General features: G+C 38.9%; 11 protein-coding genes and 1 pseudogene. 5 read left to right on the top strand and 7 right to left on the bottom strand.

The features are described 5' to 3' along the window. Positions 1 to 98: 98 nt before the first annotated feature. The 5 genes from GHI45_RS09800 to GHI45_RS09780 form a co-directional block, all read right to left on the bottom strand. The gene (locus GHI45_RS09800) at positions 99 to 1,052 is read right to left on the bottom strand and encodes an ABC transporter permease (RefSeq protein WP_147780632.1); all 954 of its coding nucleotides are present in this window, start codon (positions 1,050 to 1,052) and stop codon (positions 99 to 101) included. Next, on the bottom strand, positions 1,052 to 2,119 hold the full coding sequence (locus GHI45_RS09795; protein ID WP_147780633.1) for an ABC transporter permease: 1,068 nt from the start codon (positions 2,117 to 2,119) through the stop codon (positions 1,052 to 1,054). The genes GHI45_RS09800 and GHI45_RS09795 overlap by 1 nt, the downstream gene beginning before the upstream one ends. Next, entirely contained in the window at positions 2,109 to 3,632 is a 1,524-nt protein-coding gene (locus GHI45_RS09790) for an ABC transporter ATP-binding protein (protein ID WP_147780634.1), read from the bottom strand. Before GHI45_RS09790 ends, GHI45_RS09795 begins: the two co-directional genes overlap by 11 nt. Positions 3,633 to 3,853: 221 nt before the next feature. Further along, on the bottom strand, positions 3,854 to 4,675 hold the full coding sequence (locus GHI45_RS09785) for a putative RNA methyltransferase (protein ID WP_147780635.1): 822 nt from the start codon (positions 4,673 to 4,675) through the stop codon (positions 3,854 to 3,856). Continuing rightward, positions 4,672 to 6,297 (bottom strand): NFACT family protein, encoded by a 1,626-nt coding sequence (locus GHI45_RS09780; protein WP_147780636.1) that lies wholly within the window; start codon positions 6,295 to 6,297, stop codon positions 4,672 to 4,674. The genes GHI45_RS09785 and GHI45_RS09780 overlap by 4 nt, the downstream gene beginning before the upstream one ends. 360 nt (positions 6,298 to 6,657) lie before the next feature. Here GHI45_RS09780 and trpX point away from each other — a divergent pair, with 360 nt between their 5' ends. The 5 genes from trpX to GHI45_RS09755 all read left to right on the top strand — a co-directional run bounded on the left by trpX (position 6,658) and on the right by GHI45_RS09755 (position 11,044). Continuing rightward, positions 6,658 to 7,635 carry a tryptophan ABC transporter substrate-binding protein gene (gene trpX / locus GHI45_RS09775; protein WP_147780637.1) on the top strand — a complete coding sequence of 326 codons (978 nt, stop codon included), beginning with the start codon at positions 6,658 to 6,660 and terminating at the stop codon, positions 7,633 to 7,635. 24 nt (positions 7,636 to 7,659) lie between these two features. Further along, on the top strand, positions 7,660 to 8,508 hold the full coding sequence (locus GHI45_RS09770; protein WP_147780638.1) for an ABC transporter permease: 849 nt from the start codon (positions 7,660 to 7,662) through the stop codon (positions 8,506 to 8,508). Then, positions 8,492 to 9,247 (top strand): ABC transporter ATP-binding protein, encoded by a 756-nt coding sequence (locus GHI45_RS09765; RefSeq protein WP_147780639.1) that lies wholly within the window; start codon positions 8,492 to 8,494, stop codon positions 9,245 to 9,247. The genes GHI45_RS09770 and GHI45_RS09765 overlap by 17 nt, the downstream gene beginning before the upstream one ends. After that, complete coding sequence (locus GHI45_RS09760; RefSeq protein ID WP_147780640.1) at positions 9,244 to 9,723, top strand: hypothetical protein; 480 nt, start codon at positions 9,244 to 9,246, stop codon at positions 9,721 to 9,723. Before GHI45_RS09765 ends, GHI45_RS09760 begins: the two co-directional genes overlap by 4 nt. Positions 9,724 to 9,907: 184 nt before the next feature. Continuing rightward, on the top strand, positions 9,908 to 11,044 hold the full coding sequence (locus tag GHI45_RS09755) for a polysaccharide deacetylase family protein (RefSeq protein WP_147780641.1): 1,137 nt from the start codon (positions 9,908 to 9,910) through the stop codon (positions 11,042 to 11,044). A 28-nt stretch (positions 11,045 to 11,072) separates the two neighbouring features. Here the strand turns inward: GHI45_RS09755 and GHI45_RS11585 are convergent. Next, a pseudogene (locus GHI45_RS11585) lies at positions 11,073 to 11,180 on the bottom strand (LPXTG cell wall anchor domain-containing protein); the annotation flags it as partial. Between the two features lie 237 nt (positions 11,181 to 11,417). Continuing rightward, positions 11,418 to 12,704: a collagen-binding domain-containing protein gene (locus GHI45_RS09745; protein ID WP_147780642.1), complete on the bottom strand. Its 1,287-nt coding sequence runs from the start codon at positions 12,702 to 12,704 to the stop codon at positions 11,418 to 11,420. Positions 12,705 to 12,955 lie beyond the last annotated feature (251 nt).

Genomic DNA, 12,955 nt, shown 5'->3' with positions numbered 1-12,955 from the left:
TTTAGAATAATCACTCCCTTATTATAGTCCCATTTTTAAGATTTTTCATGCTTGAGTATTAAAAAAAAGCTGTCAGTACTGACAGCTTTTGTGTTTGCTTATTTAGATTTGATATAGTTTGTACCGTCTGCTTTTGGAGCAACTGCTTTTCCAAGGAAGAGGGCCAAGACAACAATCGTAACAACGTATGGTAACATTTGAAGGAAGGTAGAAGGGATTTCCTTAATTCCAGGAATTTGGCCACCAACAACTGCAAGAGATGTTGAAAGTCCAAAGAGGAGTGATGCCAACATGGCACCAATTGGATTCCATTTACCAAAGATCATAGCGGCAAGCGCGATGAACCCTTGACCAACAATGGTTGAAACAGAGAAGTTACCTGAAATGGCTTGAGCATAGATTGCACCACCAACACCACCTAAAGCACCAGAAATCAAGACACCAGCCCAACGATAAGCATAGACATTGATGCCTAATGTATCAGCGGCTTGAGGATTTTCACCAACAGAGCGAAGGCGAAGTCCAAAGCGTGTTTTGAAGAGGACATACCATGAAATGAATGCAACGATGATTGCTAGGAAAGCTGGCAATGAGGTTTGCGTAAAGAAGATTTGTCCAATGATTGGAATTTTGTTTAAGAGTGGGAAGTTCCAGTAACCAATCTGTTGATTGATATTGACTTGTCCTTGATTGTAAATAACAGTAATCAAGAAAACGCCAAGTGAAGGAGCCATCAAGTTTAATACAGTCCCTGAGATGATATGGTCAGCACGAAGGTTAACCGTAGCAACCGCGTGTAAAGATGAGAAGAGAGCGCCAATGAATGCACCAAATAAGATGGCCAGCCAAGGCGTCATTGTGCCAAAAGTATTGGCAAAGGTCAAGTTGAAGACAACAGAACCAAAAGCTCCCATTGTCATAATTCCTTCAAGACCAACGTTGACGACACCGCCACGTTCGGAAAATACGCCACCGATTGAAGTGAAGATCAGAGGTGTTGAATAGATAAGCATATTTGCAACAATGATTTGCAAGGTATCAACGATATTCATTATGCTTTTTCTCCTTTCTTCTTAGTTTTAGGAAGAATAACTTCAATGACAAATTTGATGGCAATGAAGAAGATGATTGATGCAGTAACGACTTGAATGATTTGTGGTGGAATTTGGTCAGTCATCATACCAGGTGCCCCTGTTTGAAGGACAGAGAAGAGAAGACCGGCAAAGAGAATTCCGATTGGATTGTTTCCGCCAAGCAAAGCAACAGCCATCCCGTTGAAACCAATATCAAGAGAACTTGATTGAACAACGAAGTTTTGCATGTAACCAAAACCGTAAACAACACCACCAAGACCAGCAAGGGCACCAGCGACAACCATTGATAAGATAATGGTACGTTTTGATGAAATCCCTGCATACTCAGAAGCGTCAGGATTGAGACCAACCGCATTGATTTCATATCCTAAAGTTGTTTTTGAGAAGACAACAGCCATAATTACGAGTGCAATCAAAGCAATGAAAATTCCAATATTTAAAGTTGAATTATCTGTCAAATTTGACAACCAAGAGGCTCTGAATGTTGCATTTGCGCTAACTGGATTGGTTTGGTCAATTGATGTTGACATGATGATTTTCTTAGCCATCATGTTATGAACCACATAGGTCGAGAAGTACAGGATGACGTAGTTGAGCATGATGGTCGTGATAACCTCAGAAGTCCCGAGTAAAGCTCGAAGAACCCCAGGAATCAAGCCCATCAAGGCACCAAATACCATACCAATGATGATAACAAGTGGAATCATCAAGACTCGTGGAATGTCTGGGAATGAAAGGGCAAACCACATAGAGAAGAGCCAACCAGATAAAGCTTGGCCAGACATACCGATATTAAAGAGACCAGCTTTCATTGCCACGGCAAAGGCTAGGGCAGTTAAAATCAGTGGCCCTGCAGTCTGAATGGTTTCACCAATGGCACGAGAATTACCAAGTGCTGAGATAAAGAGGTCTTCATATCCCCAAATCGGATTAAATCCGAAAATTAACATGATAATCGCACCCAGAACAAATCCTGCTAGGATTGCAATGATAGGAACGAGAATCTTTTTCGTTTTACTGCTCATCAATATTACCTCCAACCATCAAAATTCCTAGTTCTTGTTTATTTGTTGTTTCAGGTGTTACTTCACCTTGGATTTTTCCATCGTGAATAACAAGAATACGGTCGGAAACATTGAGAATTTCATCCAATTCGAATGAAACGACAAGGACAGCTTTTCCTTCATCACGCGCTTGAATCAAACGTTTGTGAATGTATTCAATGGCGCCGACGTCAAGACCACGTGTGGGTTGACTGACGATCAATAAATCTGGATCACGGTCAATTTCACGGGCAATAATTGCTTTTTGTTGATTCCCACCAGATAAAGAAGCGGCTGGAATCAATTCACCTGCACCACGAACGTCGAATTCTTCCATCAATTCGCGGGCCTTGGTGTTGATTTTGTTGTAATCAAGGAAACCATATTTGCTGAGAGGCGCTTTGTAATAAGTTTGCAAGGCCATATTCTCAGCCACAGACATTTGAAGGACGAGACCATCACGATGACGGTCTTCTGGAACGTGTCCGACAGATTGTTCTGTAATTTTACGTGGGCGTTGGTTGGTGATGTTTTTACCTTTAAGGATAACTTCACCTTCGTCAATCTTCATCAAGCCAGTCAAACCTTTAATCAATTCTGTTTGACCATTGCCATCAATTCCAGCAATCCCGACGATTTCACCAGCACGCACTTGCAAAGAAAGTCCTTTAACTGCGTATGGGCCGCTTGCGTCTTTGATTTTAAGATCTTTGACATCAAGGACAACATCTTTAGGTTGTGCAGGGTCTTTTGGCGTGATAAATGATACGGAACGTCCGACCATCATTTCAGCCAATTCTTTATTGGTCTTATCGCCCAAATCAACCGTTTCGATTGATTTTCCTCGACGAATGACTGTGATACGGTCAGCAACCGCACGGATTTCGTCCAATTTATGTGTGATCAGAAGAATTGATTTTCCTTCTTTAATCAGATTGCGCATAATGTCCATCAATTCGAGGATTTCAGCTGGAGTAAGGACAGCTGTTGGCTCATCGAAAATAAGAATATCAGCCCCTCGATAGAGGGTTTTGAGGATTTCAACACGCTGTTGTTGTCCGACTGAAATATCTCTGACAAGTGCGTCTGGTTCAACAGACAAACCATATTTTTCAGACAAATCAACAATTTTTTGTCTTGCAGTTTTTAAATCAAGTGCAATCCCTTTAGTTGTTTCTGTCCCTAAGATGATGTTTTCTGTTACACTAAAGGCATCAACCAGCATAAAGTGCTGGTGAACCATCCCAATACCTAGGCTAGCAGCTTTAGAAGGAGAATCGATTTTTTCGAGTTTCCCTTTGACATGCACTTCACCTTCAGTTGGTTCCAACAAACCTGATAAAATATTCATCAGTGTGGATTTTCCAGCACCATTTTCACCAAGCAGGGCATGAATTTCGCCCTTACGTAGCTCAAGATTGATTTTGTCATTTGCAACAAAATCACCAAATCTTTTGGTTACGTTAATCATTTCGATTACATTTTCGTTGGCCATTTTGGCTCCTTACTAAAATAATATGACAAAATTTAAAAAATATTTTGAATTTTATCGAGTTGTACCGACTACAAAACATAATGCAATAGAAGTTGTCAAGGCTTTTATTGCGAAGCTGTAGCGGAAATAAATACACTTCATTATATCAAAAATCCAGCCAATATGAAAGCACTTTTTTTTGTTACAATCATGTGAAAAATTCTTGTCAGAATGGACGAGAATTAATCATTTTGTCTTGTTAAGAGATCAATTTCAATATTTACTGTCACGGTAAGTGTTTGATAGTTCTTGAGATTTTCAAGTCCTTCAGGCTTAATTTTCCAGTAATGTGGCGTCATCAAGAGCAAGCTCATCAGGTCTTCATTGGACCTGATTTTAGTTGTAAAAGTAACTTGTCTGCGATCAACATTAAAATCTGGGAAGGGTTTAATCACTTCGGCTTTCGCTTTTTCATGAATTTCAGGATAGATGATTTGCTTTAATTCCATCAAATGCTGATTGCCAGCTCTGACAATGACGATACTTCCGTCATCAGCCAAAATACGCGTCATTTCAGCGACGGAGTATTCAGCAAACATGGATAAAATCAAATCGATTGATCGATTTTGGAAAGGAAGATGTGCAAAATTGCCAACCAGCCATTGAATGTTTTTATTCTTTTTAGCCGCCATCCGAATGCCAAGTTTACTGATGTCCATGCCAAAATAAGCCATTGCTTCCGCATTTAAGTTTTGAAAACGGGACAAATAATAGCCTTCTCCGCAGCCAATATCAAGGATACTTTGTGCCTGTTTTTTCTGATTTGCTTCAAAAAGTACCTGATTAACGGCATCTGACAAAGGTTGATAATAACCTGTCGCTAAAAAGTTGCGTCTGGCTGCCATCATTTCTTTCGAATCACCAGCCGTAGGCTTGGCGTTCAACAAGAGATTGAGGTAGCCTTCTTTTGCCAAATCAAAGGAATGGCCTTGCTGACAAACAAAAGTTCGCTCATCTTGCGCTAGTGGTAACTGGCAAACGGGACATTTTAACATTTCACTCATTTGATTTTCCTACTTTTAATCTTTTCTTCATCTGGCGTCACACGAATGGTTTTTTCACGATTGTAGGTTACAAATCCTGGAGGAGTTCCAGTTGGTTTGTGCAGCTTTTTCGCATCTAAAACATCGACTTGAATCAAATTTGAATTTCTTGCCTTTGAAAAATAAGCAGCCAACTCACCCGCGAAAGTAACGGTCTCGTCAGAAGGATTTGGATTTCCAGTTATCAAAACATGAGAACCGGGAATATCTTTAACGTGGAACCAGGTATCGCCTTTTTTACTTAGTTTGAAACTGACTTGTTCATTTTGCAAATTGTTTTTACCGACAATAATAATGGTGCCATCTTCCGCCTCGTATTTTTCAGGAGCAGCCAATTTTTGTTTTTTATTGCGATGTTTTTGTTTAATATAACCCGTTTGAATCAATTCTTCACGAATATCGGCAATCTCTGGCACATCAGCATTTTCCAAATTGGACTCAACAGATTCCAAATAAAGAATGGTTTGCTTGGTATTGTTGATTTGGTCACCTAAAAATTTAACTGCCTGTTTTAATTTTTGGTAGCGGTGGAAGTAACGTTGCGCATTTTGAGCGGGTGTTTTTGATAAATCAAGCGCTATTTCAAGTGGTTCATTGGTATAATAATTATCCAGTGTCACTGTGGGCTTGTCATTAGGGACAAGGTGCAAAAATGTATTGAGTAACTCGCCTTTTTGTCGGAAAATTTCAGCATTTTCTGTGGCGGCTAATTCTTTTTCTTGTTTCTTTAATTTATCACGGTTTTTCTTCAATTCATTCTGAACTTTTTTGATCACTTCAGAGCCAATTTGTTTGACCCGGTCGCGTTCAGCCTTGTCACCATAATAAAAATCAAGCATTTCTGAAAGGCTATCAAAGCTTTTACTCAGTTCGTCTTTCAAATGCAAGCTTGAAAAGCTGTCATTGGCATAGATGGATGGGAAAGAAGTATTTAAAACTGCTTTAAATTCAGGAACTGTCAGCTCTGACAGAGTTTTAAGACTGTCTCGTCCAATCCCTTGAAAGGTTTTTTGTAAGTTTGAAAGTTGTAAGGCTTCAAAAATCATTTCGTCAGAAGCTGTGAAGGGATTATTTTCGGTTGATAATGGCGGTGCAATATAAGTAGAACCTGGTAAAATTGTCCGATATTGGTTTTGTGAAAATCCAACGTGTTTAATGGACTCAATAATGCGCATGCTGGTTTTATCAAGCAAAATAATATTGCTGTGCTTGCCCATGATTTCAACTACCAATGCAATATTCATGGTGTCGCCGATTTCATCTTTACTTGAAATATGGAACCATAATTGACGGTCATTGCCGACCTGTTCAATTTTTTCAATCAAGGCACCAGCCAAGTATTTTCTTAAAATCATGACAAAATTGCTCGGATTTTGTGGATTTTGGAATTCCGTTTGAGTACGTTGGACACGGCCGAAAGTCGGGTGTGCCGATAATAAAAGTTTTTGTGTTTTACGCTCACTGCGGACAGACAAGACGAGTTCTTGCTCAAAAGCCTGATTGACCTTTTGAATTCGGCCACCTTCGAGGGACTGAACCAATTCGCTGGTCATGTGGTGTAAAAATATGCCATCAAAGGACATGGATTTGCCTCTTTTCATATTTGTCAGTACTGACAAAAGTCATTAATCTTAATTTTATCATAAATTTGTCAACTTTTCTCTTGCATTTTATCAAATATTGGTTTATACTAAATAAAAAAATTACAAAAGGAGAATCATTATGTTTAAATCGAACTTCAAATCATGGCAAAGCTGGCGTTTGTGAAGTTGTATTTGTGCAGTAGGCATGGATACAATTTTGAAGTACTTTCAAAAAGTATCTATGCCGGTGATTCTAAAAATAGTGGACCGGATAGGATAAAAAGACTATTCGGTCTTTCTTTTTGAAAATAAACCATCTAAAGAATACCTTTATTGGAAATTGAAAAGGAAAACACACTTATGAAAAATAAAAAAATGTTAATCGTCATTGCTCTTATCGTCGTCGTAGCCCTTGTTGCCGTCTTTATACCAAAGACCAGCCAAAGTGCAACAAAGAATAAACAAGTTAAAATCGGAATTTTACAATTCGTAACGCATCCTGCTCTTGATGCCATTACCAAAGGCGCCGAAGATGAATTGAAAAAAGAAGGCTTCTCAAATGCCCAAATCAATTTTTACAATGGTGAAGCAGACCAGTCAAAACTTCAAACCATGGCTGGACAATTGAACTCCGAAAACAATGATGTCTTGATTGGTGTAGCAACTCCAGCAGTTCAAGCGCTGGCCAATGCGACAAGCAAGACACCGATTGTCATGGGTGCAGTAACCGATCCTGTCGGTGCTAATCTAATCAAGAATGTCAACACACCAGAAGGCAATATCACAGGCGTTTCTGACCGCTTCCCATTTGCTAAAGAAATCAAATTGATGAAAGAAATCATGCCTAATTTGAAAACGGTAGGTGTCCTTTATACTTCATCTGAAGCCAATTCAAAATCACAAGTTGAAGGATTTACCAAAGTCGCTAAAGAAAACGGCTTGACTGTCAAAGCTTATGCGATTTCATCATCAAACGACATCACAAATACTGTAACAGTTGCCAGCAAAGAAGTTCAAGCATTCTATGTCGGTAATGACAATACCATTGCTTCAGCCTTTAACAACGTGCTTCAAATTACCAATGCAGCTAAAATTCCTGTATTCCCATCCGTTGATACCATGGTTGAACAAGGTGGACTTGCCGCAGTTAGTATCAATCAACGTGAATTAGGCATTCAAACAGGTAAAATCGCTGCAGAAATTCTCAAAGGTAAAAAAGTAAGTAGCATTCCTGTTGATTTTTACGACCATACAACACCAGTTGTCAATACAAAAACAGCCAAAGCACTTGGCATTACCATTCCTCAAAGCGTTTTGAGTGTTGCAACGACTAAATAATTACTTCAATAGAAAGGACATCAAATGACCATTATTTCAACAATCAATCAAGGCTTGTTGTGGGCTATTTTAGGATTAGGAATTTTCATGACTTTCCGCATTCTGAATTTCCCAGATATGACGACAGAGGGAAGTTTTCCGCTCGGTGGCGCAGTGGCAGTGACCTTGATTGTCCACGGCGTCAATCCGATTTTGGCTACCCTGTGTGCATTTTTAGCGGGTTGTTTAGCTGGTCTTGCGACGGGCTTACTCTATGTCAATGGAAAAATTCCGACCCTGCTTGCTGGAATTTTGGTGATGACCTCCAGTAATTCAATCATGCTTATGGTGATGGGGCAAGCAAATCTAGGTATGTTGGGCTATCCCAGATTACAATCCATCTGGGTCAGCTTGATTGCTGTAATTTTGGTCATTGGGGCAATGATTTTCTTTCTGACAACCGACTTGGGTCAAGCATTTATCGCAACCGGAGACAATCCTGAAATGGCCACCAGCTTTGGCATCAATACCAATCGAATGGAACTTTTAGGATTGATTGTATCAAACGGGATTATCGCACTCTCTGGTGCTTTGGTCTGTCAAAATGACGGTTACGCAGATGTTTCAAAGGGTATTGGCATCATTGTTATTGGGCTTGCAGCAATTATCATTGGAGAAGTTTTCTTTGCCAATGTCTCAATGCTTGAACGCTTGATTACGATTGTCATTGGGTCAATCTTCTATCAATTCTTGATTTTAGGTGTGATTACGATTGGACTTGATACCAGCTATCTAAAACTCTTTAGTGCCATTATTTTAGCCATTTGTTTAATGATACCGACCTTTAGAGATAAATTTTTCAAGGGGGTAAAACTAAATGCAAGCCATCATTGAGTTAAAAAATGCCACTGTCATCGTTGACAACGGTACGGAAAAGAAAATTATTTTAGATAATGTCTCATTAAGTATCTTCCCGCAAGACTTTATTACGATTGTTGGGGGGAACGGGGCAGGAAAGTCAACCCTCTTTAATGTTATCTCTGGTAATCTCATGCTGACAGAAGGGCAAATTTTTATACTCGGTCATGATATGACCAAGAAAACGCCGCAGGCACGTTCAAAATATCTGGCGCGTGTCTTTCAAGATCCGAAAATGGGAACAGCACCTCGGATGACGGTTCTTGAAAATTTGGTAGTTGCTCAGCTCCGAGGCAAGAAGCGTGGCTTAAAAATCACGAATACAAAAAATATTCAAGAGACCTTCCTAAAAAAGGCAGAGCAAATAGGCAATGGCTTAGAAAATCACTTGACGAGTCCAACAGGAAACCTGTCAGGTGGCCAACGACAAGTGCTGTCATTACTGATGGCTACCTTGCAAAAACCTGAGTTACTTCTATTAGATGAACATACAGCTGCACTTGATCCGAAAACCTCAAAAGCCATTATGGAACTTACAGATAATGTCATTAAAAGCGAACAACTCACCAGTCTAATGATTACGCATCAAATGGAAGATGCTTTAAGGTTTGGTAATCGACTTTTAGTCATGAAAAGTGGTAAAATAGTTAAAGATATAAATTCGGCAACTAAATCACAAATGAAACTAGAAGACTTTTATAGGATATTTGAATGAAAAAAATTATTCCATTGATTGAACGCATCGTAAGACTCATCATGCTCATTGTTGCTGCTGCATTGATTGCTTCAGCAATTTCACAAATTGGCGTTCATATGGCCAATAAAAATTTAGAAAAGACGAAAATGACAGCCACCATTATTCAAGGGGACGATTTCCGTTTTATTCACGAAGTTGAGTTTGAGTGGGATGGAAAAACCATCGAACGTCGACCGCTCGATGTCTATTTTAGTAAGTTGGGAGATAGTGGGGACAAAGTGAGTGTTTACGTCGTTGATAGATATCCTAGTCGCGTTTTCTTGACGCCAAATGGTGACGGCTTAATCCATACAGCAAGTATTATGGGAGGCTGGGGCATCTTGCTCTTGGTTATCCTGCTTGGAGAACGCCAACTTTTAAATCGGATCAATAAATTGGAAAAAATTGACAAAGAAGCAGAAGAAAAAGAAATAAAAGAAGAAAATAAAGCATAAGATACCGGTAGCGGTATCTTTTCTTTTTAATGACATAAATTCCAAAAAGATTAAAAAATCATTTCTTATTTCGTGATTTTTTAAATTGAATATGCTAAAATAGAATTAAATAATGAGTGAAAAATGAGAACGCCAACAAAGGCTTCAAATCACTTGTTTTGAGGATTAGGATAGAGGAAGAAAAATGGGACAAGGGAGTAGATCAAGACAAAGTCGAAGTAAGAAACACAAAAAATCAACATTTGTTCTCAGTATTGTTACAATTGGGCTTGTATTGATTGGTGTAGGAGTTGGAGCAAAGCTCTATCACGACAAGCAAGTTGAGGAAGCGAAAGTTGCTGCTTATCAGAAAGAAAAAGATACCGCGCTGAAAGCTCAAGCCCTAGCCTACGAAAGTCCAACAACAGCTAACATCGACAGCACGTTGAAGTTAGCGGATCATCTTAATCCAGAAGACAAGGCACAAATCACTGAAAAGATTAAAACGCTAAAAAAATATGTTGATAACATGACGCAGGCTAAAGCAGCTCTCGCAGCCTATAAAAAATCTACGACAGATGCGGATTATAAGCTAGCAAATGAAAAAATCAAAGCGTTGACTTCGAGTTATGAGAAAAATGAAAAAACAACCTTAACGACTCAACTTGCAGCATCTAAAAAAGAAATTGATAAAGAAAAAGCGGCCGCTGCTGCGGCTGCTGAAAAAGCAAAATATGCCAATAAAAAATTGATTGCGCTCAGTTTTGATGACGGGCCTGGTCCAGTAACGACACCAAAATTACTTAAAATTTTAGCAGACAACGACGTAAAAGCAACTTTCTTTGCATTAGGCTCACAAGCACAAGCTTATCCTGACATTATCAAATCAGAAGCTGCAAATGGCAATGAAGTTGCGTCACATACCTGGGATCATAAAAATTTGGTCACACTTACAGCGGCTCAACAAAAAGAAGAAATCCTATCTGCTCATGACTATATCAATAGCTTAACAGGACAAAACACCAATTTCTTCAGACCACCGTATGGGTCATATAATCAAACCACTCTTGCCCAAACTAATTTGGCTGCAGTAGATTGGTCAATTGATACCAATGACTGGAAATATGTTAATAATACACCGATTGTTGTCCAAAATGCTGTCAATAGTGCACACGACGGTGCCATCATTTTAATGCATGATATTCACAGTTGGTCTGTCGATGCAGTTCCACAAATCATTCAACAACTCAAGGCAAAAGGATACACTTTTGTAACGGTCTCTGAATTGCTCAAAGCTAAAGAAGGCGGAATTGAAGCTGGAAAAGTTTATACAGGGTATTAAAAAAAGCGGAAATCATTCCGCTTTTTTATTAGGCTCTTTTTCTAAATACAACTGCAAGGCTTGCAAGACTCAATAGAATAATGCCGATTGGAAGAAGGATATTTGCTGAGTCACCTGTTTGAGGAAGACTATCGGCATCACTTGTTTCTGTAGTTGTATCTTGTTTATCATTTTTATTGTCTTCGCTTGAAACTGTTGTTGAAGTTTCAGTAGAAGAAGCTGTTGTAGAAGTTGGTTCTTCGCTAGTAGAAGAGGAAGTTGTTGTTAATTCTTGACTAGAGCTAGATGAAGAGGTTGAAGTTGCAGGATCTTGGCTTGTTGTTGAAGAAGATCCTGTTGTAGAAGATTCTTGAGTAGAACTAGATGAAGAAGATTATGGAGTAGATGATTCTTGAGTAGAGCTAGATGAAGAAGATTGTGGAGTTGAAGATTCTTGAGTAGAGCTAGATGAAGAAGATTGTGGAGTAGATGATTCTTGGGTTGAGCTAGATGAAGAAGATTGTGGAGTAGAAGATTCTTGAGTAGAACTAGACGAAGAAGATTGTGGAGTAGATGATTCTTGACTCGTACTGAGTGATGAGCTACTTGAAGTTGATTCAGAAGTTGATGGATCAACGATTGATGCTGCTGTAATTGAAACAGGTGCTAAGTCCCAACGGTGAGACTCTGCATTAATAGTTACATCAGTAGCAATAATGCTTCCGTCTAAGTTTTGATATGCAGTAACGGCAGCTTCAGGCGCCAGTACAGTTCCCTGGAATGGCGCATTAACATTCAATGTTTTTAAGCTATTGCCGAAATTCCACATGATTTTTGCATCTGAAAATGTTTCAGTTTCGTGATTGACACGAGTTCCGTATTCAATTTTAGAATTGATATTAAGTGAATCACTTGCACCAACAACGTTGAAGACGAGCATGGCACCGTTCGGATTTGAAATTTTAAGTGGCGTTGATGCAGAAAGAACATCAGCGTCGATAGAGATAAAAATTTGATCTGTAGCTGCTGCATTTGAAAAATCAATGACACGATTGTTCATATCTGAGAAATCAGAACTTTCAACGACTTGTGATGCAACTTGTGATGCAACTTGTGATGCAAGAGTTGTAGAAGCAGCGTTCAATTTACTGAATTCAGAAGCGAAGTCAATATAAGTTGACGTTGCACTGTCTTGATAGATTGATGCGGCTTTAATGTGGTCCAGTTTCGTGCCATTTACAGAAACGGCGTTCCCATTATCTACAAGTTCAGTTTTTACAGCATTCCCAAGGACAAATTTTGTGCTACGACCAGCTTGGTCAGAGATTTCAGATGAGCCATTAATGGAAGTGATGTTTTGAATATAACTATATTCAACGGCAACGTGTTCTGTTTCTTCGGATTTGATATTGGTACCGAAGTTGGTATTTCCGATTAGGTTTGCTGTCGCAATGTTCCCATTGGTGTGGGTGTTCAATGTTGTATTGCCTTTTGCAAAAATATGAAACTGTGATGCAATTCCAAGCAGTCCGTAATTTCCAGTCAGGTCATCATAAACGCTTGTTGCGGTTTGCGGTTTGAAAGTGTCGGCTTTGACAGATTTAAAGTATCCCAGAGGGGATAAGAATAAGATCAAGACGAGCAGTGAGATTGAAAATCTCTTTGTTGTTTTTTTAAACATGGTTCTCCTATTTAATGTATAATTTTTAAAGATACTAAAAAATGTAAATTAAGTGACTAATTATTCTTTTTTAGTGTAAATAATATATTTAATACCATCGTAAATCATAACATATTAAATTGTATACCCGAATTGCTAGTTGATTTTAATGCAAAATAAAACCAGCCATGCTATTCTATTCTTAACCAACTAAGTTTAGAAAGGGCATGACTGATATGAACGATTATAGCACACTTCCCAAAGTTTTTGTT

This window comes from Lactococcus sp. dk101, from assembly GCF_009601055.1.
In the GTDB taxonomy this organism is placed as follows: domain Bacteria; phylum Bacillota; class Bacilli; order Lactobacillales; family Streptococcaceae; genus Lactococcus.
Note: the sequence above shows the minus strand (reverse complement) of the source record. Positions and strands in the feature narration are given on the sequence as shown.